Consider the following 22,122-nt stretch of genomic DNA (forward strand, 5'->3'; position numbering starts at 1 on the left):
TAAAAATTATTACTTAGCAAGCTTAGAAAGGTAAGGCGCCCTCCCTTTCCTTACTTGCCTACCTATAATCATAGTCCATAACCTTGCCTATGTCAAGGGGTAGGGTTATAATTTATTGAAAGGAGGTAAAAGATGCATTTCCCGTTACCTTGGCAGTTGATACTTATACTTTTGGTTGTGCTTGTTATTTTTGGAGCTTCAAAGTTGCCTGAATTTGGTAAGGGGCTTGGTGAAGGCATAAGAAACTTCAAAAAGGCCCTCTCTGGAGAAGAGGAGGAGAAAAGGCCCGAGAAGAAGGAGCAGGCATGATTCCCCACTTTTCCTTTACCGAGATACTTCTTATACTCTTTGTGGTGTTTGTGCTTTTTGGTGCTGGTAAACTCCCCGAGGTAGGTAGAGCTTTGGGTGAAGGTATAAGAAACTTCAAAAAGGCTATATCTGGAGAGGAAGAAAAGGTAAAGGAGGTAAATGGTCAAGAGATAAAAGAAAAGGAAAAGCCCTAATCCTGTATGCCCAACTTCTCCCTCAATACTCTCCCCAGTATACCATTGACAAACCTTGCGCAGTTTTTCCCTGCATACTTTTGGGCCAATTTTATGTAGTCAGATATAGTAATTTTGGGGTTCTTTGCTGAAATATACAAAAGTTCGGCTATGGCTATCCTAAGTATATTTCTTTCTATAAAACCTACCCTATCTATGTCCCATTTCTCCGAATACTCGGCTATGAGCTTGTCTATTTCTACTGAATGTTCCATGAAGGTCCTTACCAACTTTCTCATATACCTTCTTCTATCTTGGAGGGATATGTTGTTGGCGGATATGTATTCTTCTATGAGTGATTCTATAGGCTCTCCTTTCATATCCCATTGATAAAGGACTAAAAAGGCGTCCTTCCTTGCTTGTGGCTTGTATATCATTAAAGATTTCTCAGGAGGTTTACCATTTCAATAACAGAGAGGGCAGCTTCCCAGCCTTTGTTTCCTTGCTTTGTTCCAGCCCTCTCTATGGCCTGTTCAAGTGTGTCCGCAGTTATGACCCCAAAGCTAACCGGCTTGCCAGTTTCCAAGCTTACCAATGCTAAGCCCTTTGCTACCTCACTGGCTATATAATCAAAGTGAGGCGTTTGCCCTCTTATGAGAACGCCAAGGGCTACCACACCGTCCACCTTTCTTTTGTTTATTAGCTCCTTTACCGCAATTGGTAGCTCCCAAGAACCCGGCACTCTTACAAGATAGATGCTTTCTCTTGAAGCTCCATGCCTTACAAGGCAATCTATGGCACCTTCTATTAGCCTGTCTACAAGAAGGTGATTAAACCTGCTGGCAACTATACCAAAGCTAAAACCTTCCGCCTTTAAAAGGCCTTCAAAGTTCTGCATCTCCTATCCTCCAGTTGTCTATGAGCCTTGTATTTCCAATCCACACAGCAAGGAGTATTCTATCACCCTCCTTTACCTCTTGCACGGGCCTTAGGTTCTCATCGGTTATCTCCACATAATCAATCTTTCTCACATGTGGATGCCTTGTTATAAACTCTCTGATAGCTTCCTTAAGAGTCTGGGCATCCTTGTTTCCGTTTCTAAGGAGCTTTTCCGCAAGCAAAAAGGACCTATATAGAGAGAGGGCAGATTCTCTTTCCTCTGGCCTTAGGTATGTATTCCTTGAGCTAAGGGCAAGGCCATCCTTGTCTCTTACCGTAGGCACTGGCACTATCTCTACGGGGATGCTAAGGTCCTTTACAAGCCTTTCTACTACCTTTAGCTGTTGGTAGTCCTTTTCACCAAAGTAGGCCCTGTCTGGCTGTATTATGTTGAAGAGCTTAAGAACTACAGTGCAAACGCCGTTAAAGTGTCCCGGTCTAAACTGCCCTTCCAGTATGTCTGTGAGGCCTTTTATCTCTATGTTTATGAGAGGCTTTTCTGGGTACATCTCCTCGTCAAGGGGTGCAAAGACAACATCTACGCCTTCCTCTTCGCATATGCTTATATCCCTCTCAAGGTCCCTTGGGTATCTGTCAAAGTCTTCACCTTGCCCAAATTGAAGCGGATTTACGTATATGCTCACTATGGTAATGTCGTTTTGTATCTTTGACCTTTTTATTAGTTCTCTGTGGCCTTCGTGCAGATAGCCCATGGTAGGAACAAAGCCTATAGTATGCTTGTTCTCACACTTAACAGACCTTATGTAGTTCCTTATCTCCTTTATCTTTCTAAAGAGCGTTGGCATGGCTTCACAGGTTAAGTAATTATAACACAATTCCTCTTAACCAAATCTTAACAATAGCTTGCTACAATGTTTGCCTATGATTGAGTATGTTTCTCTGAGGCAAGGTGAAGCGAGGCTTTACTTTTCAAGCGTAGAGGAGAGGGACCTTTTCTTGCGTGGTATGGGCGGGATGGAGGGGGTTATGGGGGTGGAATACAAAGAAAACACAAAAACCCTTCTTGTAAGGTTCAAAGAAGGGAGCTTTTTCCACTACCTTGTTGAGAACATAAAGCATAAACCGGTTCAAAGGCTGGAGAAGGAAGATATACATTTCTACCTTCAGCACCTTTTAAAACACCCTGGAGTGAAGCTTGTCGTGAGCCTTGCTTTCCTTGGCTGGGGTGCGGGCCTTATTTCCTTTGCCCTTTGCAGTATGCTTTTGGTCCCCTATTTAAAAACAAAGCTATAAGGAGGTAAAGGATGCTAAATTTTAGCCTTCCTACTACCATAGGTGGATGCCTATCCACCAACATGATGCTATACGGCTTTGGCGCCCTTGCAGGCCTTGTGGTCCTCAGCAAGGTAATGAAGGACTCAAGGCCACTACTTGTATCTGCTACAAAGGAAGTTATAGCCTTCCAGCAGTGGCTCACAGGAAATCTGGAGGAGGGTAAGGAGTTTTGGGAGGATGTGGTCTCAGAGGCCAAGCACCTCTACAGGCTTGAGGTGGAGAAAAAGCTGGAGATACTCCAGAAACAGCAGGAGATATTGCAGAGAATAAAAGAAAGACTGTAAGGAGGTAGAAGGATGAACCAAATAGGGTCCATACTTGGCAGGATTGTATGCTCCGGTCCCTTTAGCTTTGCCCTTGGCTTTGGCCTTGGAGTGCTTGCCCTTTATATGCTTGACAGGGCAAGAGAAAAGAAAAGGCTTGAGGAGACGCAAAGGGAGATTGAAGCTATGGTAAAGGCCCTTGAGCTAAAGCTAAAGGAAGAAAAGACAGAAGGACAATGAGCTACAAGATAGAGAGGCTATCACAGGGAAGAATAAGGCTAACTTCTTACCTTTTCCAATACCTTCACCATCCAGAAGAAACATTAAGGTCCTACTTTTCAAGGTTTGGCGGAGTAAGGAGGGTAAAATACTCCAAAGCATCGGGAAGGCTTACCCTTGAGTATGACCCAGACAGCTTTGACCTAATAGACTTTTTAAACCACATAGAAAACACGCCAAGGGATGTGTTCCTTGAGGACCTCTCAAGGGAAAGGCCAAAGGTGCAAAAGGAAGAAAAGGGAGCTTTAAGGTGGCTTGTGCTTACCTCTTTTGGCTTTATCCCTTACCTTTTTAGAAGCATCCTTCCAAATCCATTGCTGGCCGGCATGACCTTACTTCTTTCCAAGCCTATCTTTGACAAGGCTTTAAGTTCTCTAAGAGAAAGAAGGCTTGATGTCCATTTCCTTGACTCTTCTGCCATAGTGCTGGCAAGCCTTACGGGAAGTCCCCTTTCAGCCCATACCATGGTATTCCTTCTTTCTCTTGGAGACTACCTCTCCGAAAGGGTTGAAAGAAAGGCCTATGAAAAGATTGAAAGGCTTTTCTCTTACAAGGAGGATATGGCGTGGCTGGTTGTGGGTGATGGCCAAGCCATAAGGGTAAAGGCCTTGGACCTTAAAAAGGGAGAGCTTATTGTAGTGTATGCGGGTGAAAAGATACCGGTGGACGGCGTGGTGGAAGAGGGTGATGCCTTGGTAAACCAGGCAAGCCTTACGGGAGAGTCAAACCCTGTGCATAAAAAGGTGGGAGACAAGGTCTATGCGGGCACCTTTGTGGAGGATGGAAAGCTCTATGTAAGAGTGGAGGAGGTGGGAGAAAACACGGTTGTGGCAAAGATCGCAAAGATTGTGGAAGAGAGCATAAAAGAACCCATAAGGGTGCAAAGGATGGCAGAAGAGTGGGCAAACAGGATGGTATTGCCCACCATAGGTATTGGCCTTTCCTCCTATATGCTTAGCGGAAACATAGGAAGGCTTACCTCCACTCTTATCATAGACTACCACACGGGCATACACCTTACCACCCCTCTCAACGTGCTGTCTGGAATAGCCAAGGCCTCAACTCATGGCATACTCATAAAGAGCGGTGGAAAGCTGGAGACCCTTTCAAAGGTGGATACCTTTGTGATGGACAAGACGGGCACCCTAACGGTAGGCCATCCCAAGGTGGAGGATGTGGTAGGATTAGAAATGTCGGAAGAGGATGTGCTTCTTTACTCTGCCTCTTTGGAGCAAAGAATTACCCACCCTGTGGCAAGGGCCATAGTTAGACTGGCGGAGGAAAGGGGCCTTAGGCTTTTGCCAAGGGAAAACTCCAAATACCACATAGGCCTTGGAATTGAGGGAGAAATTGAGGGCCAAAAGTTTATGCTTGGAAGCACTCGCTTTATGCAGAGTAAAAGGATAAGGATAAGCCAAGAGATAAAAGGCCTTGTGGATAAGTTTCACTCGGAGGCAAAGTCCGTTCTATACCTTGTGAAAGACAAAAGGATAGTGGGCCTTCTTACCTTTAGGGACCCTCTCAGAGAAGAGGCAAAGGATGTGGTGGCTGAGCTAAAAAGGAGGGGTAAAAGGGTGGTGCTTTGCACTGGAGACAACGAGGGCATTGCAAGCCACATGGCGAGGGAGCTGGGCATAGAGGAGTTTTATGCAAGGGTATTTCCCGCGGAAAAGGCAAAGGTGGTGGAGAAGCTCAAAAGTCAAGGCAGAGTTGTGGCCTTTGTGGGTGATGGTGTGAACGATTCTCCCGCTTTGACTTCTGCAGACGTGGGTGTATCTCTACGGAGTGGCACAGACATAGCCATAGAGGTGGCAGACATTGTTATAGGAGATAGCCTTTGGCATCTACTGGATGTGGTGGATATAGCCCAAGAGACTATGGAAAGGCTTAAAAAAGTCTATAGACTGAACAACCTTATAAACACTGCTGGCCTTTTGGGTTCAGCCCTTGGGCTTATTGGCCCATCGGTCTCAACCCTTATAAACAACGGTGCTACTTTGCTTTTAGGATTATATTCAATCAAAAGGAGGTGAAAGTCATGGAAGAAAAAAAGGATTTGGCCCAAGAGCTTGAAAAGATCAAGGCAGAGCTGGAAGAGCTAAAGAAAAAGCTTGGAATGGCGGAAGAGAAGAGCCTAAGGGAGTTGCCTACGGAAGCCCTATCCAAGGTAATGGAGGTTAGCAAGGAGATAGTTAAAACTACGGCGGAGATAGGAGAGAAGGCCCTGAGGGTGGTCAGATACTCGGTGGAAGGTGCAGTAGAGGGTGCCAAAAAGGCCCTCAAAGAGGAGGAAAAGAAGGAAGAGGCATGAACTTTTTGAGGACAAGAAGTGGAAGGTATCTTAATACTCTTCACGTTATATCCCTTTCGGTGGAAGAGGCAAAGATAGAGGTGGAAGGTAAAAAGAGGCTGGTTTATAAGGTGGTGGCCTACATGAGCCAGCCTCTCCTTCCTGCTGTCCTTGGCATCTATTCCACAGAGGAGAAGGCCTTTGAGGTGCTTGAGGACATAATAGGGAGGCTATCAAGGGATGAGAGGATCATACACATTGAAAGCGAATACTGAAGACTACCTTAGAGAGCTAAAGCTACTGGCACACCACCTACAAGAAGAGCATGGCCAAGCCCTAAGAGAGCTAAAAAGCCCCATACTTCTAACGGTAGAGCTTCCCAACGGACAGTTGGAACACTTTCTTATAAGCCAAGAGGGCATAAGCCACACCTCAAAGCCACCGCAAGTGGAAGACAGAATAGTTTTGAACTACAAGGACCTTATTAGAGTTATTGAGAAGCCTTCAAGGCTTTTGAGGTATATCCTTGAGGGAAGGGTAAAGATATATGACTAAAATTTTTTAGCAACTCTTGACAAAATGCAGTCAAATGATTACTTTAATTGTATGAAATCATATGAAGTGATGGAGATTTTAAGAATATCCCGGAGTACTTTAAGAAGACTCAGGAAGGAGGGAAAAATAAAAGCAACTCGTTTGCCAAATGGCAGATATGAATATGACGAAGATAGTGTTTACAAGTACCTTTTAGAAACTACAGGAAAGTCCCCGTACAGAAAAACTATCATTTATGCGAGAGTTTCCACTCCAAAACAGAAACAGGATTTAATTAACCAGATAGAGCTTGCCAAGAGTTTTTGTATTACAAGAGGCTGGAAAATAGATGGAGTTTATAAGGACATAGCTTCAGCTCTTAATTTTGATGCAAGAAAAGACTTCCAAACTCTCTTAAACGAGGTTCTCAGTTATCGCATAGAGAGAGTGGTGATAACCTACAGGGACAGACTTACGAGAACAGGGTTTAATTTCTTTGAAAACCTCTTTTCAAGATTTGGAACCCAGATAGTGGTGATAAATGACTATACGAGCGAGAAGAAAGATGTTGAAGAAATAATTGAAGAAATCATCACTCTGCTACATTCATTTTCCATGAAATATTATTCAAACAGAAGAAAACTCAGAAAGGCGGTAGAAGATGTTCTCAGGTAAAAGAGTTCTTACCATAAGAATAGGGGGAAAAGAAAGAAAAAGAAAAGTAAGAACTCTACTTTTAGACCTTGCTCACTTTAGAAACATACTTATAATTCTTGTCAGAAAATATTATACGCTTTATAAAGAACATTTACTAAACCAGTCTATTCTTTATGGCCTTGTTGCAAAAAACTATACAGGTAAATACAAAGAAGAGTTTGAAAAGGTCTTAAAAAATATAGAAAGTAATCCTGAATTAGCAGACCTACTTATAAAACTTAAAAATCAAAAAGAGAAAGTAGATAATCCTTGCTACATCCAATACATCATCCGTCAGACTATAAAAGACTTTAAAAGCTTTTTTAAATCTCTTGAAAGCTTTAAAACCAATCCTGAAAAGTTCAAAGAAATGCCAAAACCACCTAAAGCTAAAAAACTTAAATACCTTATGAACTTTTCTGTAGAAGGAAATGTTAACACTTTTAAGCAAGAAGGAGATAAAATAATAATCAGGCTCAAAAACAATAAGTATCTTAAAGTTAAATTACCTAAAGATTTCCCTTATAAAATTTCTTCAGTAAGAATAAAACTCTTTGGCGACGACCTCTATGTAGATGTTGTTTATGAGTATCCTTTAAAAGTAGAACAGCCAGAAGGAGAATACAGAGCAGGAATAGATATAGGATTAAATGAACTCCTTTCTGTCGTGAGTGAAAATCCAGAGTTAAAAAGTTTTATAGTATCAGGAAAAGAAATAAAAGCTTTCAATCAGTGGTTTAACAAAGAAATGTCAAAACTTAGAGCTGAAATAGATAACTTAAGAAACTCTATCAAGAAAGGTTTTATTGAAAACGAAGTTGCTACTAAGAAGATTCATGAATTAGAATTAAAGATGAAATCTTTATCTTCCTACAGAAAGAGGTGGCTTGATAACAACTTTCACAAAATAGCAAGGAAACTGGTTGATTTACTCCGTGAAACAGGACATAAAACCATCTACATAGGAAAAAATGCAATTGAAAGTAAAAACGGCATAGACTTAGGAAAGAAAACTAATCAAGAGTTTGTATCTATTCCTTTTAGAAGGTTAATAGAGTTAATAGAGTACAAAGCTTATGAGTATGGAATGGAAGTTATAGAGGTTGATGAGAGTTATACATCTAAAACATCACCGTTAGCTAATATATTTGAAGTAAAAGAGACAAAAAATAAAGAAATATGTCAAGGAAAAAGAGATGGAAATATATTTAAAGATAAAGTTTTAAATAAAGTATTTCACGCAGACTTAGTAGGAGCTGTGAATATTATTAGAGTAGGAGCCAAGCTCCTGAGACTTAGATTTTACGAAAATCTTAAAACTTTCTTTATAAAGCTTTGCAATCCTGTAAGACTTAAATTGATTGATTTGTTTTACAAAGTATCTCCTGAGTCCTTACGGATAGGGAGTAGTAGGCAGGGAACATCATTCCCTGCAGGGTGGATGGAAAAACCAGGTTATTTGAATACGTTTGAAACTTAAAATCTGGTTTTTCTATACCTGGAAACTATAAAAGGGTTTTAAGTGCTATAGAGAAAGTGTTTTAGAGGTTTTTATAATTATCTGCAACATACCTTGAGTGAGAAATGTATTAAGCAACGTGAGGCCACTATCACTTTTTGCTAAAAATAAATGAGACAAACAAGGGCATGGTATACGGCGAATGGATTCCTTACCAAGTGTTAAAAGATTCTATTTATAGCCTTTGTTATAAGGTTTTCTATAAGGCCACCAACTACAAAAGATTCTATAAGGATGGTCCTGTCCTTTTCTGTTAAAAAGGTATCTCTCTCACGCCTTCTTACCTTTTCACCCTTTTTAAGAAGCCTGTTGTAAGAAGCTTTTTCCCTTTCAATCTCCCTCAATAAATCTTCTATTCTGTCTTTCATAAAAAAATAATTTAAAGAAAAATTGTTAAGATTTGGTTAAGAACAAGCACCCGCAAGAGAGCCGGCGTAAAGGTTTATTAGTTTTTCAAAGGTGGATTTCCAAGAGAAGTTTTGCGCAATATAAGAGCTTATTCTTTCTCTCATACTAAGGTTTAAAGAATGGCATGCTTTTACTATGGCGTCGTAAAGCGCATCCGGGCTTTTCTCCTTTGCCAAAAACTCCTTAAAGGGTTGTGTCTCAAGACCCATATCAAAGGCCACAAGGAGGCATCCGCAGGCTTGCGCCTCAAGGAAGGAAAGACCATAGGTCTCTCCAAGAGAGGCGCTAAGGAATATATCACAGCTGGCATAAATCTGGGCAAGCTCCTTCTCATCTTCTATATATCCAAGGTAGGTTAAGTTTGGAAGCTTCTTGGAGAGATTTTCCACCCTCTTTCTTAGGGGTCCATCTCCTACCACTATAAGATGAAAGAGAGTGGGGTCAAGATGTTGAAAGACCTCAAGTAAAAGCCCTACGTTCTTTTCTGGGGAAAGCCTTCCCACATAGACTATTTTGAACTTGTCCTTTTCTACACCAAGGGCCTTTTCAAAGTAAGGGTTTCTTTTGTTTGGGTTGAAGATGTTTGTATCCACACCCAAGTTTATGGTGATAACCTTTTCAAGCCCAAAGCTTCTTAAGAATTCTTCTTGCCTTTTTGACGGGGTGATGATGAGGTCTGCCTTTGATAGCCTTTTCTTTATGGTGTGTTCCAAAAGCCTTTTCCTTAGCTTGTTCGGTGCAGGAAGAAGGGAAAGGTCCGTCCTTACATCCGAGTGATAAAAAACGCTAAGAAGGTAGCCTTCCGACTTTAAAAAAGGGATGGGCTGGTAGGTTCCGCCAAGCTCCACCACCTCTGGGCCTTCTTCTTTGAGTATCTCTTTTATCTCATTCAAAGAGGAAAAGAACCTATAGCCTCCCGTGAGTGGAAGGGGAAAGGAAGGAAGTTCATATACTTTGGAGGACTCTATGTAGTATTCCCTCCTTTTTTTGCCTGGTATTATGATCACATGTTCTATGTCCTTATCCCGTAAAAACTTTGCCTTTTCCAAAAGATACCTTTTTATGCCACCACTCTTGCTATGAAAATAGGGTGTTATATCAATCAACTTCATACACTAACCTCCCAAGGCCTGCTATGGCAAGCATGTAATCTATATAGCTTTTTCTCAAATCAAGCCTTCTGGCGCTGTATAGGGCCTCTTGGGCCATACTTCTCCTTAGGTTTTCGTTAGAAAGGAGCAAAGATAGAGCTTCCACATACTCCTCTGGCCTTGTGGCTATAAAGCCGTTTACACCCTCTTGTACATGCTCATGGGAAGCACCCTTAGAGCTAACTATAACAGGAAGACCGCTTGCCATGGCTTCAAGCACCACCTGACCGTAGGTCTCCGTCTCGGAAGGGAAGAGAAAGACATCGGAGCTGGCGTAGGCCTTTGCAAGCTCTTCACCCACCATATAGCCGGTAAGATGTACATTTTTTGGCCTTTTGGCCTCTATTTCCTTTCTATATGGGCCATCGCCCACTATTACAAAGGTGTCTTCCGGGAAACACTTTGCCACATACAAAAAGTTATCCAAGCCTTTTTCCTTTGAGACTCTTCCCACATAGAGTATGACCCTTTGATGTTTCTTTATGCCAAGCCTTCTTGCCCAAAAGCCATCTTCCCTTTTGTCCGGTGAGAAGAGGTCTGTGTCCACACCCCTTTTAAATATACCTATCTTTCCGTAGCTTAGCCCATTATTTACAAAGACCTTTTTATAGTATTCAGAAGGCACAAAGAACTTGTGGGACATATTTCCTATAAACACAAAGGCCTTCCAAAGGAGTTCTTCCAAGTCTGGGTCTCCTGTATAGGTCCTTGCATAGGTGGGTATGTCTGTGTGGAAGGCAAAGGTTATTCTAAGGCCCAAAATCTTCCCTGCCAAAAGGCCCAAAAGGCCCAAAGGCCCCGGCGTGGCTATATGAACCTGCGTAAAGCCTTCTTTTTCTAAGAGGTCCACAAGGTCAAGGAAGTTGGGAAGGCCCATCTTAAGCTCCTCATAAAAGGGTGTGGGAATTTCCACCAAAGGCCTTAGGTTTATGAGGCCTTCCTCTTCCCTTATGCTTGAGCTGGATATAAGGACTGTAAAGGGCAGGTCTTCCTCCATGGCTATCTGCCTTATGAGCTTAGCGCTTCTTGCAACGCCGTTTATATGGTGGTAAGTGTCTGTTATGTATGCCACCTTTGGTGGCCTTGTTTTTGTAATACCAAACTCTTTTCCAAGCTCTTTTATCTTTTCCTCTTCCCTTCTTTGGGCATACTTTAAAAAGGCGGGGAAGCCATGAGCCACGAGGGACAGGCACAGCTCCCCAATGGTTTGCGGTGAGGGGCTCTTTATAAGCCTTTCCAAGGCAAGAGAAGGCAAAGCCTTCATAACCTCTTTCAACATATCTGTCCTTTCTGCCCTTATGCCCAAAAAATTCCTTATAAGAAAGCCTACGGTGGGGTTGTCGGAGTGCATAAAGATATAGTCTGTCAAAGGCTTTATCTCAGATGGAATGTAGTTTTTGCGCTTTAGAAAATCATAGCCCACCCTTCCTATCATGTTCAAAAGCCTTTGTTCTCCAAGGTCTTCCGTCCCCACTTGAGTTTTCCCTTCCCACAGACCCTTCAAAAACTCTTCCTTGCTTGTTGCTCCTTCCACTGCAGTCCATGTTCTTCCCACATCCATACCACCGTGGTCATCTGACCCCGCCGTAAAGCTTATCCTTTCCCTTATCCTTTGAGGCTCTACTCTGTGTTTTTCAGCCAATTGGTATATCCTGTCCCATCCATCGTAAGCTCTTGCTATAGCCTCTTCCACATATCTAACACCTTCCCCCCTTGTGCCGTTTATTACCTCCCAGTTGTCAAAAAGAAGCACCAGCTTTTCCACAAAGCTTTTGTCAAGCTTGGATCTTTCCACAGAGTATAGTGGGTGCGCAAGGGAGTGGGCAAGCCTTCTTTCTTTTAGGTATTTTACAAAGTCAAAGATATTCTCTCTTAATTTTGTAAGCTCTTGGTGATCCTTTTCACTCAGGCCATAGACAAGCACGTGCACCTTCCTTTTGTCCTCCGGAAACTCCACCGTGTATTCACAGCTTATAAAGACCTCGGGAAGGTGGGCTATCTCCAATACTCCCTCTATGGTATTGTGGTCCGTTATGGTTATAAAGCTCATGCCCCTTTCTTTTAGCCTTTTGTATATCTCCATAGGTTCTGTAAAGCTCTCAGGACAGCCTATTAGCCTGCTAAACCAGCCTCCCGGCAGGTTGGAGGCCTTTGAATGAAGGTGAAGGTCCGCTTTTGCCAAAAAGTTCCCCATAGCTCACACACCTCCTTCTTTCTTTGAACTTGTTAAGTATTTCCTTCCAAAGAAGTATTTTCCTTTCGTCCCTAAGGTCTGCCATATGTATGGCAAGCCTCAAGAGTTTGTGTTTTTTGTATAGCCTTTCAAGCTCTGGCACAAGCATAAGGCTAAACCAAGAGAAAAGATGCCTATTGCTAAAGCTTATCGCCGGCGACTTTATAATCTTTTCCGTGCTTAGGTCCTTTATATACCACCTGTAGGCCACAGCCCTAAAGCCCAAAGAATACAGCACGTCATCAAGGTAAGGATTTCCTATCCATGCGGGAGGGACAAAGAACTCTGTTTTTATACCAAGATAGTCCATAAGCTCAAGGGCTAAATACACCTTTTCATAGGTGCTTATTAGGTCAAGCCCCCCAAACTCCCCCTCCCCATCCGTCCAAAGAAGGTCGCTAAACCTTCTGCTTCCTTTGTGCGTATAGCCATGAAGCACCACCTCTGCAGGTAGGCTTTTTATAAATGAGACAAAATCCTTATCCTCCCCCAAGGGTGCCCTCTCCCAAAAGTAAGGCACTATAAGGAGGGAGAATCCATCCAATCCCACCTCCTCCAGAAGGTCAAGGGCCTTAAAAAACTCCTTCCTGTAGTAAGGGCTAACGTCGTGAAGTTCTAAAAGGAACAAGCTCATGAGTATAAGGATAGGAGGGAAAGGTTAAGATTTCTTTAAGCTTTGGTTAAGATTTGGTTAAGATGGGGGCAAGGCCCCCAAAGGGAAGTTTATGGTGCTATCCAGTTGTCAAGTTGTAGCATTTCCTCCATTTTGGAGGATACGTTTTGAGAGATTTTGTAAGCGCAGAACTCTGGCCCACACATGGAGCAGAACTTGGCACTCTTGTAGCCTTCCTGTGGTAGGGTCTCATCGTGGTATGCCCTTGCCGTCTCTGGGTCAATGGCAAGCTCAAACTGCCTGTTCCAATCAAAAGCAAAGCGAGCCTTTGACATCTCCAGGTCCCAATCCCTTGCACCGGGCCAGTTTTTGGCCACATCGGCCGCATGGGCGGCTATCTTATATGCTATAACTCCTTGCTTTACGTCTTCTATGTTTGGAAGACCAAGGTGCTCTTTGGGTGTTACATAGCATAGCATGGCAGCGCCATACCAACCAGCCATGGCAGCGCCTATGGCGGAGGCTATATGGTCATCAGCCGGGCGCCACATCTATAACAAGGGGACCAAGCACATAGAAGGGTGCCTCATGGCATACCTTTTGCTGAATCTTCATATTGAACTCTATCTGGTCCATAGGCACATGGCCCGGTCCTTCCACCATCACCTGCACATCATGCCTCCATGCCCTCTCTGTCAGTTCTCCCAAAACTTTTAGCTCCGCCAGCTGGGCCTCATCGGAGGCGTCCGCAATGGCTCCAGGTCTTAGGCCATCTCCAAGAGAAAAGCTCACATCATACTTTTTGAATATTTCGCATATCTTGTCAAAGTGTTCATAGAGGGGGTTTTGCTTTCCATGTTCCATCATCCATTGGGCCATTATGGCACCGCCACGGGAGACTATACCCATAACCCTGTGTTGGACAAGAGGCAAGAACTCCTTTAAAACGCCCGCATGTATGGTCATGTAAGAAACGCCTTGCTGGGCTTGTTCTTCTATCACGTCCAGTATTAGGTCCACCGTCATATTTTTTACATTACCTTTTGCCCTTCTTAGGGCCTCGTATATGGGTACCGTTCCCACAGGCACAGTGCTGACCTTTATTATGGCTTCTCTTGTTTCTTTTATTGCCTCTCCAGTGGATAGGTCCATTATGGTATCCGCACCATACTTTATGGCTACCTTTGCCTTTTCCACTTCCGTTGGTATATCGCTTGCAAGGCCAGAATTTCCTATGTTGGCATTGACCTTTACCCTTGAGTTTATACCAATACACATAGGCTCAAGATGCAGGTGGTTTATGTTGGCTGGGATGATCATCCTACCCCTTGCCACCTCTTGACGTACAAACTCTGGATGGAGGCCTTCCCTTTTGGCCACATATCGCATTTCCTCCGTAATTATGCCCTGCCTGGCAAGGTGCATCTGGCTTTTATTTTTAAAGCCCTTTCTCCTTTCTACCCACTCAGCCCTTAACATGCAAAACCTCCTTTAAAGGATTTGGCTTTATAAATATCTTTCCTACCCTGTGAATTTTCAATATGATTTTTTGCAGTTTTGCGTTTTTAATACCACTATAGTGTGCTTGTAATTCAAAAATGCTTATTGAGTATAAAAAGTTGAATGGGGGCGCAGGCCCCCAGTGATTAATCCTCTAAGGTGGATATATCTCCTACAGGAAGGCCAAGCTCTTGAGCCTTTAGGACCCTTCTCATAATCTTACCGCTTCTTGTCTTAGGAAGCTTTTCCACAAATTCTATCTCATCTGGCACCGCTATGGCGCCGAGTATCTGTTTGACATGCTGTTTTATCTCTTCCTTTAGATGTTCTGTGGGTTCTACGCCCTTTTTGAGTATTACAAAAGCCTTTATGGACTCTCCCTTTATCTCATGAGGCTTGCCTATTACCGCCGCTTCTGCCACTGCAGGATGGTCCACTATGGCGCTTTCCACTTCCATCGTTCCTATCCTATGGCCCGCCACATTAAGCACATCGTCCGCACGGCCAAGTATCATTATGTATCCCTCTTCATCGTAGGTGGCAAGGTCTCCAGCAAAGTAATAACCTGGTATGGTGTTCCAGTATTTTTCGTACCTGTCTGGTTCTCCCCAGCATGTTCTAAGCATGGATGGCCATGGCGTTTTTATAACAAGGTTTCCAACTGTGTTGGGTGGTAGCTCTTTCCCGCTGCTATCCACAACAGCCACTTCTATTCCAAAGTAAGGCTTTCCTGCCTTTCCGGGCTTTGCGGGGTAAGAGGGTATGGTGGTTATCATGTGCATGCCCGTTTCTGTTTGCCACCAAGTATCTACAATAACACAATTTTCCCTTCCTATATGCTTATAGTACCAATGCCATGCTTCCGGGTTTATAGGCTCACCCACCGAGCCTAGTATTCTTAAAGAGGACAGGTCATACTTGGCTGGCCACTGCTCGCCATACCTCATGAACATCCTTATGGCAGTGGGCGCAGTGTAAAAGACGTTCACCCTATACTTTTCTACATAGCTCCACCATCTTCCGGGGTCTGGATAATCGGGTGCGCCTTCCGTTATAACCGATGTGGCACCGCAGGCAAGAGGACCATAAACTATGTAGCTATGTCCGGTTATCCATCCTATATCGGCAGTGCACCAGTATATATCATCCTCATGAAGGTCAAAGGTTATCTTGGTAGTAAAGTAGGTGCCTACCATGTATCCTCCGGTGGTATGAAGCACTCCCTTAGGCTTGCCGGTAGTGCCAGAAGTGTAAAGTATAAATAGCGGGTCCTCCGCATCCATAACCGTAGGCTCACATTCGGGAGAACTGTTTTTTATAAGCTCATCAAGGCTTACAAATAGGCCACCAGAGCCGTTTAACACATCCCCATCTCTGTCCCATACTATAACCTTTTCCACAAATCCCAATCCATCTATGGCCCTTTGGGCTGTGGCAAATAGGTCTATCTTTTTACCCCTTCTCTTGGTATAGCTGGCAGTAATTACTACCTTAGCCTTTGCATCTTCAATTCTAAGCCTAAGGGCGCCTTCGCTAAAGCCTGCAAAGACTACGCTGTGTATGGCACCAATCCTTGCGCAGGCAAGCATGCACGCTATGGCCTCTATGGTATTGGGCATGTATATGGATACCCTATCACCCTTCTTTACACCAAGGGACTTAAGGCCGTTGGCTATTCGGTTTACAAGCTCCAAAAGCTCCCCGTAGGTTATCTTCTTTTCCCTATTGTCTTCATCCACAAATATGTAAGCCACCTTATTGCGTTTTCCGTTTTGCACGTGCCTGTCTAAGCAATTATAGGTTATATTGGTCTTTGCATTTACAAACCACTTGGCATAAGGATAGTTCCATTCAAGGACCTTATCCCACTTTTTAAACCAGTGAAGTTCCTCTGCTACCTTTGCCCAAAAGCCTTCCCTGTCGCTTATAGATTCCTTGTAAAGGCTTTCATAATCCTTTATCCATGCTCTTTCTACTATGTGGGCTGGTGGATTGTACTTTTCCTCCACCTTTAAATGGACCTCTTCCCTTATTTCCATGTTTACACCTCCTACGGTTGTTTTATGTAAAAAAGTATAACCTAAATTTGTAAAATATTGTAAAATTTCAAAAATGTATGATAAAAACTATATATTTTTGACAAGAAAAGTTGAAAGGATGGCATACAGTCCAAAACACTGCCGTATTGCTTTTGCATATAAAGCATTCTTTTTGGTATACGTAGTCTAAGTAAGGCTTGCTTAAAGCAGACTTTATCTCCTGTTTTAAAAGCGTATAAATTCCCTTGTTATATTGCTATATATTAAAAACCAAGAACATATAGGCCGTTGATAGGGCATTTAAATAGAACTAATAAGATATGCGGATGGTTTTAGCCTGTGCATGAAAAACCCGCTTAAAAGCTTTAGAATAATTAAGAATGTACAGGGCAGTGCTTAGCATAAGGAGCCAAAATATTAAAGAAAACCTTGTCAATCTTCTTAGGTATACTGGGAAGCCGATTATTGCTGTAGTAAAGGCCAATGCCTACGGAATAGGAGCCATATATGTTAGCTCCATCCTTGAAAATTTTGATGAGGTTTCAGCCTTTGCTGTAGCCTGTGTGGAAGAGGGAATAGAATTAAGAAGAGCTGGCATAAAAAAGAAAATATTGGTGCTTGGTGGTGTTCTAAAGGGCGAGGCCAAAGCCTTTTTAGAATACAACCTTACTCCGGTGGTTTCCCATTGGGAACATCTTAAGGCCCTTGAGGGCCTAAACGTACCCATACAGGTAAAGTATGATACAGGCATGGGAAGGCTTGGCTTTTTGGAGGAGCTTGTGGAGGATGAAAGGGTAGAAGGCGTCCTTAGCCACCTTTCAAGCCCCCTTGACAGGGATTTTTCCTCTCTTCAGATAGAGAAGTTTGAGAAGATAGTTAAAAGATATTCCAACCTCAGATACATACACATGGAAAGCTCAGCGGGAGTGGTCTACAGAATACCCTTTACAACCCATATAAGGGTAGGCCTTGCCCTTTATGGAGAAAAACCCATGCAGGACTATCCCATTGAGCTAAAGAGAGCCATTGAGCTAAAGGCAAGGATAATATCCATAAAGGACCTTCCGCAGGCTTTCCCATATCCTACTCAAGGACCTATATAACAGAGAAGCCCACAAGGGTTGGGGTAGTGGCCTTTGGCTATGCGGACGGTCTTATGAAAAGCCTTTCAAACAAGGCATACCTTTATTATCAAGGAAAGCCTATAAAGATACTTGGCAACATCACCATGGACATGACCATGGTGGACCTAACTGGCACAGAGGCAAAGGTGGGAGACTGGGTGGAAATTGTGGGAGAAAATCAAAGCTTTACAGACCTTGCCAAGCTGGCGGGAACCATACCTTATGAGCTTATGACAAATCTATCCTCAAGGATAAGGAGGCAAGTATGCTCATAACTTTTGAAGGCATTGACGGCTCTGGAAAGACCACGCAGGCAAAAAGGCTTTATGAACACCTCAAAGGCCTTGGCTATAAGGTATCCCTTTATAGGGACCCTGGCTCTACAGAGTTGGCCGAAAAGATAAGGGAGCTTATCCTTGGCTTTGAAACAGACCCAACCACAGAGCTTTTGCTTTTTGAGTGCGCAAGGTCCAGCCTTGTGTGGGAGAAGATACTTCCAGACCTAAGGAATGGTAAGGTGGTGATAGTGGATAGGTTTATAGATTCCACAATGGCCTACCAGGGCTATGGAAGGGAGATAAACCTTGGCACGGTAAACATCCTAAACCACATAGCCACAAGGGGAAGAAAGCCAGATATTACCTTTTTGCTAAATGTGCCTTTGGAGGTAGCCTTGGAAAGGATAAAGGGAAAAAGAACACGCTTTGAGGACGGGGATTATCTAAGACGTGTGAGGGATGCTTACATACTTATAGCCCACGAGCAAAAGGATAGGATAGTTATGCTGGATGGAACAAGGAGTGAGGAAGAGGTTTTTATGGATGTTTTAAAGGTTTTAAAAGAGAGGTTTGGGCTTGATTTATAATCTATCTTGGAGGTAAGGCCATGCAGGACTGCATCTTTTGCAAGATAGTAAGGAAAGAGATACCTTCAAAAGGGGCCTATGAGGATGACCTTGTTTATGCCTTCCATGATATTAACCCAGTGGCACCCACCCATATATTGATAGTTCCCAAAAAACACATAGTTGGTATTCAAAGCCTTGAGCCGGAAGACAAGGAATTGGTAGGGCATATGTTTTATGTGGCAAGAAAGCTTGGTGAAGAGCTGGGCTATGCGCCCGATGAGAATTTAAACAAGGGCTATAGGCTTGTTTTTAACGTAGGAAGGGATGCGGGCCAGAGCGTTTTCCATCTTCACCTTCACTTTATAGCGGGCAGGAAGATGGAGTGGCCACCGGGATGATCTCCTTTAGGGACTGGATGGCCCATGCGGTAAGAGAATACTACCAGTCTGACTTTAGAAGGGATTTTTTTACTGCGCCAGAGCTGGATAGGTCCTTTGGCTACGCCTTGGCCGAATATTTAGCCAGTTTGATAAAGGACTATGAAAGGCCTATTCTTCTTGAGCTTGGTGGTGGCAGTGGTGCCTTAGCTTACGATGTTTTAACTTATCTAAAAGAAAAGGAGCCAAGCCTTTTTGAAAGAGTAAGCTACTATATATACGACTTTAGCCCAAGGCTTATAGAGCTTCAAAAAAGAAAGCTAAAAGATTTTGAAGAAAAGGTCTTTTGGACAGAAAACTTTTTTCCTATGCGTGGTGTGGTCTTTTCCAATGAGTTTTTTGACTGCCTTCCCGTACATGTAATAAAGGAGGGGAAAGAGCTTTTCCTTGATGGTGAGAAGGAGGTATGGCAAGAGGTTTCTTATGAGCCTTTAAAGGATGTTCTTAGTAGGATGGGCTATGAAAGGCTTTCGCAGGTGGTAGAGGTCTGCCTTGATTGCATAGACTTTTTAAAAATCATAGCTGAAAACCTTTTGGAGGGCTATCACATCGTAATAGACTATGGATATACAACTCAAGAGATGGCCAAGTTTCCAGAGGGAACTGTGGTGGGCTACAAAGGCCACAGGTTTTATAACAGGCCTTCCCTTGGCATGGATATAACTTCCCATGTGAACTTTTCCTTGCTTGAAGAGTATGGCAAAGATTTTGGACTGCAAAGCGTGGCTTTTATGAGCCTAAGGGATTTTTTGCTGAAAAGCCCAGCCTTTTTGCAAGAGCTTGAAAACCTTAGCCTCTCTGAGTCTCCAGAGGATATAGAAAGGCTCTCCCGCCTAAAGACCCTTCTTATAAGCATGGGAGAGCGTTTTAGAGTCCTTGTGCAGAAAAAACTATAGCGCCCTTAATTCAACCTCATACACATCTCCCCTGTTCTGTATGGCAAGGGTTCCAGTCCTTCCGGTGATGACAAGGATCCTTCCATCCTTTGCGGTAAGCACGGCCTGAACGGCCTCTTCAAAGTTCCCACCCCTCAAGGGCTTTATAAAGATAAGGTCTTTGCGCTTTTCACCCAATATGAAAAGCTCGCCCCTACTGTACTTTAAAATATCCAAAAACCTCTGTACCACACCCGCATGGTTCTTTATCACAAAGGCCATAGGCATGTTTAGAAATTGGGTCTTTGCCCCCCTTGGGTTAAATACAAAGTTTATCTTTCCTTGTTCAAAGGGTATTTCTACAAAGGTGTAAGAACCACCAAAGCCCTCTTCCGTTGAAAACACCTCACCATCACCCCTGAAGACCCTCACCCTTCCCATACTGTCGGTAAATACAAGATAATTGCCAAAGTAAAAGGCGCTGTCTATTCTAAAACCCCTTGGCGCAAGGAAGGCTCCAACCTCCTTTAGACCTTCCCTCTCTAAGGAGAGCCTCACGCTTTGACCGAAGCTTTCCCTAAAGCTATACCTCTGGCCTACAAAGCTATCCTTGGGCCTTTCCTTGTCCAAAACGCCCATTATGTATGGCACATTTTTGACAACTGGCACCAAGCTATCGCCTACGGCCTTAAGGATAAGGGAGCTTGCGCTATCGCCAGAGACCATGTTTACAATCACATAGTCTTGATTTCCTTCTCCTATCTTGCCACACTGTAGCCCAACGGGCACACCTGCCGGTAGGCTATAATCAAACCTCTTTACAAGGTCGTTCTTTAAAAGCTCATATACCTCAAGCCTGCCAGAGTAGAGAATCAAAAGAAATTCCTTCCCAGTACCTATAAGGTCGCAAAGGTCTGCGGACAAGGGCAAAGAAGGCAAAGACCTAAGGAGCTTAGACTTAGCAAGAAGGTTTATATCCTCCAGCCTTGCCCTCTCTATGCCAAGGGTGGGGTTTTGCACTCTAAAGAAGGCTACAGGACTGCCCTTATACTCTACACCTATGCCATCGCTTAGCTCCTTTATATCATAGGTGCAAGCCTTTCCCCTCTTCAATTCTGGAAGAAGGGCCTTTAGCTTAAAGAATAGCTCATCCCCACCGTCAAAGCATGCACTTTCTACTCTTAGCTTTACCCTATCCCCCTCCTTGACAGAGCCTTCCAAAAGCCTCCCATAAGAAAAGCCCTCTTGCACCTCTTCAATCCTTATCCTTCCAACCCTTTCCCTCTCTTTCCCTATCACCTGTTTTGTAATGGGATGGACTATCTCCTTCCCTTCCCTTACCACATCAAACTCTTCTCCAGGTCTTACCTTGTCTTTCCCAAGGTCTACAAGCACTCTTTGTCCTTCCACCTTTACCGCATAACCCTCCCTGCCAAAGAAATCCCTTACCTTATCAAGGGCTTCCTGAGCCTTTACACTAAAAGAAAAGAAAAGTAAAAATGTTAAGATAAGCCTTCCCATAGCTCCTCCACAACCTTTATTATAGCCTTTGTCATATCCTCTGTGCCTGCTTTTATACAGCCCTCGCTATATATATCCGGTGTTCTATAACCTTTTTCAAGCACAATTTCCACAGCTCTGTCTATTATATCCGCCTCCCTTTTTAGACCAAAGGAATACCTTAGCATCATGCTGGCGGAAAGTATGGTGGCAATGGGGTTTGCTATGCCCTTGCCAGCTATATCGGGTGCAGAGCCATGCACCGGCTCATAGAGGGCATATTTATCTCCCAAGCTTGCGGAAGGAAGCATACCAAGGCTTCCAGTGATGACGGCCGCCTCATCGGAGAGTATGTCTCCAAAGATGTTGCCAGTTACTATCACATCAAAGGAAGAAGGCCTTCTTACTATCTGCATGGCGCAGTTGTCCACATAGAGGTGTTCTACCTCCACCTCTGGATAGTTCTTTGCTTCTTCTTCCACCACACTCTTCCATAGTCCGCTTACTTCAAGCACGTTGGACTTGTCCACGCTTGTGAGCTTTTTCTTCCTTTGAAGAGCCACTTCAAAGGCCTTTCTTACCACCCTCCTTATCTCATCTTCTGTGTATCTCATGGTGTTTATTCCTACTCTTTTGCCATTCTCAATGAATATGCCCCTTGGCTCTCCATAATATACATCTCCAGTTAGCTCTCTTACCACAATAAAGTCTGTACCTCTTGCCACCTCCTCTTTTAGAGGTGAGGAGCTTATGAGGGGTTCATACACCTTTGCAGGTCTTAGGTTCGCATAAAGGTCAAGGGCCTTTCTTATGCCAAGGAGTCCCTTTTCCGGCCTTTTGTCCGTGGGAAGGTCATCCCACTTGGGACCACCCACCGCACCAAGAAGCACCGCATCAGAATTGAGACAAAGGTCTACCGTCTCCTGTGGCAAGGGTGTGCCCTTTTGGTCTATGGCGGAGCCGCCTATAAGTGCTTTTTCAAAGATAAAATCCACACCCGAAAGCTCTCCAATCTTTTTGAGGACCTTTAAAGCGGAGGATACCACCTCTGGGCCTATACCATCACCTTCTAAAACCGCTATCTTGAAAGTAGGCAT

The 22,122-nt window shown here is 43.6% G+C and carries 26 protein-coding genes and 1 pseudogene; 16 read left to right on the plus strand and 11 right to left on the minus strand.

Translation table 11 applies throughout. The features are described from left to right. Positions 1-132 precede the first annotated feature (132 nt). Positions 133-309, plus strand: coding sequence for a twin-arginine translocase TatA/TatE family subunit (gene tatA / locus ACZ5GB_RS02935; protein ID WP_464327489.1), 177 nt, complete (start codon positions 133-135; stop codon positions 307-309). Then, positions 306-503, plus strand: coding sequence for a twin-arginine translocase TatA/TatE family subunit (locus ACZ5GB_RS02940; RefSeq protein ID WP_464327490.1), 198 nt, complete (start codon positions 306-308; stop codon positions 501-503). Before tatA ends, ACZ5GB_RS02940 begins: the two co-directional genes overlap by 4 nt. On the opposite strand, the gene nusB is transcribed toward ACZ5GB_RS02940, so the two are convergent. The 3 genes from nusB to panC are packed head-to-tail and all read right to left on the minus strand — an operon-like array spanning position 500 to position 2,227. Beyond that, positions 500-919: a transcription antitermination factor NusB gene (gene nusB / locus ACZ5GB_RS02945; RefSeq protein ID WP_464327491.1), complete on the minus strand. Its 420-nt coding sequence runs from the start codon at positions 917-919 to the stop codon at positions 500-502. The two genes, ACZ5GB_RS02940 and nusB, sit on opposite strands and share 4 nt — an antisense overlap. Further along, a complete protein-coding gene (ribH, locus tag ACZ5GB_RS02950; RefSeq protein WP_464327492.1) occupies positions 919-1,380 on the minus strand; it encodes a 6,7-dimethyl-8-ribityllumazine synthase in 462 nt (153 codons plus the stop codon). Before ribH ends, nusB begins: the two co-directional genes overlap by 1 nt. Beyond that, positions 1,367-2,227: a pantoate--beta-alanine ligase gene (panC, locus tag ACZ5GB_RS02955; protein WP_464327493.1), complete on the minus strand. Its 861-nt coding sequence runs from the start codon at positions 2,225-2,227 to the stop codon at positions 1,367-1,369. The genes ribH and panC overlap by 14 nt, the downstream gene beginning before the upstream one ends. 76 nt (positions 2,228-2,303) lie before the next feature. On the opposite strand from panC, the gene ACZ5GB_RS02960 reads away from it, so the two are divergent. From ACZ5GB_RS02960 to ACZ5GB_RS03000, 9 genes are read left to right on the plus strand one after another with little or no spacing between them, the layout of a single operon-like run. After that, the gene (locus tag ACZ5GB_RS02960; protein WP_464327494.1) at positions 2,304-2,675 is read left to right on the plus strand and encodes a hypothetical protein; all 372 of its coding nucleotides are present in this window, start codon (positions 2,304-2,306) and stop codon (positions 2,673-2,675) included. An 11-nt stretch (positions 2,676-2,686) separates the two neighbouring features. Further along, positions 2,687-3,001, plus strand: coding sequence for a hypothetical protein (locus ACZ5GB_RS02965; RefSeq protein WP_464327495.1), 315 nt, complete (start codon positions 2,687-2,689; stop codon positions 2,999-3,001). A gap of 12 nt (positions 3,002-3,013) precedes the next feature. Beyond that, the gene (locus tag ACZ5GB_RS02970; RefSeq protein ID WP_464327496.1) at positions 3,014-3,220 is read left to right on the plus strand and encodes a hypothetical protein; all 207 of its coding nucleotides are present in this window, start codon (positions 3,014-3,016) and stop codon (positions 3,218-3,220) included. Beyond that, on the plus strand, positions 3,217-5,292 hold the full coding sequence (locus ACZ5GB_RS02975) for a heavy metal translocating P-type ATPase (RefSeq protein ID WP_464327497.1): 2,076 nt from the start codon (positions 3,217-3,219) through the stop codon (positions 5,290-5,292). Before ACZ5GB_RS02970 ends, ACZ5GB_RS02975 begins: the two co-directional genes overlap by 4 nt. Before the next feature lie 5 nt (positions 5,293-5,297). Next, entirely contained in the window at positions 5,298-5,570 is a 273-nt protein-coding gene (locus ACZ5GB_RS02980) for a hypothetical protein (protein ID WP_464327498.1), read from the plus strand. Then, on the plus strand, positions 5,567-5,824 hold the full coding sequence (locus ACZ5GB_RS02985; RefSeq protein WP_464327499.1) for a hypothetical protein: 258 nt from the start codon (positions 5,567-5,569) through the stop codon (positions 5,822-5,824). Before ACZ5GB_RS02980 ends, ACZ5GB_RS02985 begins: the two co-directional genes overlap by 4 nt. After that, positions 5,790-6,104 (plus strand): hypothetical protein, encoded by a 315-nt coding sequence (locus tag ACZ5GB_RS02990; RefSeq protein ID WP_464327500.1) that lies wholly within the window; start codon positions 5,790-5,792, stop codon positions 6,102-6,104. Before ACZ5GB_RS02985 ends, ACZ5GB_RS02990 begins: the two co-directional genes overlap by 35 nt. Before the next feature lie 51 nt (positions 6,105-6,155). After that, positions 6,156-6,758, plus strand: a complete 603-nt coding sequence (locus ACZ5GB_RS02995; RefSeq protein ID WP_464326442.1) for an IS607 family transposase — start codon at positions 6,156-6,158, stop codon at positions 6,756-6,758. After that, positions 6,745-8,259: an RNA-guided endonuclease InsQ/TnpB family protein gene (locus tag ACZ5GB_RS03000; protein ID WP_464326441.1), complete on the plus strand. Its 1,515-nt coding sequence runs from the start codon at positions 6,745-6,747 to the stop codon at positions 8,257-8,259. The genes ACZ5GB_RS02995 and ACZ5GB_RS03000 overlap by 14 nt, the downstream gene beginning before the upstream one ends. Positions 8,260-8,459: 200 nt before the next feature. On the opposite strand, the gene ACZ5GB_RS03005 is transcribed toward ACZ5GB_RS03000, so the two are convergent. The 6 genes and pseudogenes from ACZ5GB_RS03005 to acs form a co-directional block, all read right to left on the minus strand. Then, positions 8,460-8,666: a hypothetical protein gene (locus ACZ5GB_RS03005; RefSeq protein WP_464327501.1), complete on the minus strand. Its 207-nt coding sequence runs from the start codon at positions 8,664-8,666 to the stop codon at positions 8,460-8,462. A gap of 36 nt (positions 8,667-8,702) precedes the next feature. Beyond that, on the minus strand, positions 8,703-9,818 hold the full coding sequence (locus ACZ5GB_RS03010) for a glycosyltransferase (RefSeq protein ID WP_464327502.1): 1,116 nt from the start codon (positions 9,816-9,818) through the stop codon (positions 8,703-8,705). Next, positions 9,805-12,051, minus strand: coding sequence for a glycosyltransferase (locus tag ACZ5GB_RS03015; protein WP_464327503.1), 2,247 nt, complete (start codon positions 12,049-12,051; stop codon positions 9,805-9,807). The genes ACZ5GB_RS03010 and ACZ5GB_RS03015 overlap by 14 nt, the downstream gene beginning before the upstream one ends. Continuing rightward, positions 11,978-12,724 carry a DUF2334 domain-containing protein gene (locus tag ACZ5GB_RS03020; protein ID WP_464327504.1) on the minus strand — a complete coding sequence of 249 codons (747 nt, stop codon included), beginning with the start codon at positions 12,722-12,724 and terminating at the stop codon, positions 11,978-11,980. The genes ACZ5GB_RS03015 and ACZ5GB_RS03020 overlap by 74 nt, the downstream gene beginning before the upstream one ends. Positions 12,725-12,813: 89 nt before the next feature. Continuing rightward, positions 12,814-14,182: pseudogene (gene thiC / locus ACZ5GB_RS03025) on the minus strand (phosphomethylpyrimidine synthase ThiC). Positions 14,183-14,349: 167 nt separating this feature from the next. Then, entirely contained in the window at positions 14,350-16,242 is a 1,893-nt protein-coding gene (acs, locus tag ACZ5GB_RS03030) for an acetate--CoA ligase (RefSeq protein ID WP_464327505.1), read from the minus strand. Positions 16,243-16,622: 380 nt separating this feature from the next. Here acs and ACZ5GB_RS03035 point away from each other — a divergent pair, with 380 nt between their 5' ends. Genes ACZ5GB_RS03035 through ACZ5GB_RS03055 form a run of 5 tightly spaced genes read left to right on the plus strand, consistent with a single transcriptional unit; the run spans position 16,623 to position 19,546 of the window. After that, positions 16,623-17,345 carry an alanine racemase gene (locus tag ACZ5GB_RS03035; RefSeq protein ID WP_464327506.1) on the plus strand — a complete coding sequence of 241 codons (723 nt, stop codon included), beginning with the start codon at positions 16,623-16,625 and terminating at the stop codon, positions 17,343-17,345. Next, positions 17,342-17,641, plus strand: coding sequence for an alanine racemase (locus tag ACZ5GB_RS03040; RefSeq protein ID WP_464327814.1), 300 nt, complete (start codon positions 17,342-17,344; stop codon positions 17,639-17,641). Before ACZ5GB_RS03035 ends, ACZ5GB_RS03040 begins: the two co-directional genes overlap by 4 nt. Further along, positions 17,632-18,231, plus strand: a complete 600-nt coding sequence (gene tmk, locus ACZ5GB_RS03045; RefSeq protein ID WP_464327507.1) for a dTMP kinase — start codon at positions 17,632-17,634, stop codon at positions 18,229-18,231. The genes ACZ5GB_RS03040 and tmk overlap by 10 nt, the downstream gene beginning before the upstream one ends. Before the next feature lie 20 nt (positions 18,232-18,251). Next, a complete protein-coding gene (locus tag ACZ5GB_RS03050) occupies positions 18,252-18,611 on the plus strand; it encodes a histidine triad nucleotide-binding protein (RefSeq protein WP_464327508.1) in 360 nt (119 codons plus the stop codon). Further along, entirely contained in the window at positions 18,608-19,546 is a 939-nt protein-coding gene (locus tag ACZ5GB_RS03055) for an SAM-dependent methyltransferase (RefSeq protein ID WP_464327509.1), read from the plus strand. The genes ACZ5GB_RS03050 and ACZ5GB_RS03055 overlap by 4 nt, the downstream gene beginning before the upstream one ends. Here the strand turns inward: ACZ5GB_RS03055 and ACZ5GB_RS03060 are convergent. Both ACZ5GB_RS03060 and leuB read right to left on the minus strand, forming a co-directional pair. After that, positions 19,541-21,046, minus strand: coding sequence for a hypothetical protein (locus ACZ5GB_RS03060; protein WP_464327510.1), 1,506 nt, complete (start codon positions 21,044-21,046; stop codon positions 19,541-19,543). The two genes, ACZ5GB_RS03055 and ACZ5GB_RS03060, sit on opposite strands and share 6 nt — an antisense overlap. Then, entirely contained in the window at positions 21,028-22,122 is a 1,095-nt protein-coding gene (gene leuB / locus ACZ5GB_RS03065; RefSeq protein ID WP_464327511.1) for a 3-isopropylmalate dehydrogenase, read from the minus strand. The genes ACZ5GB_RS03060 and leuB overlap by 19 nt, the downstream gene beginning before the upstream one ends.

The sequence above is a fragment of the Hydrogenobacter subterraneus genome (genome assembly GCF_055390195.1).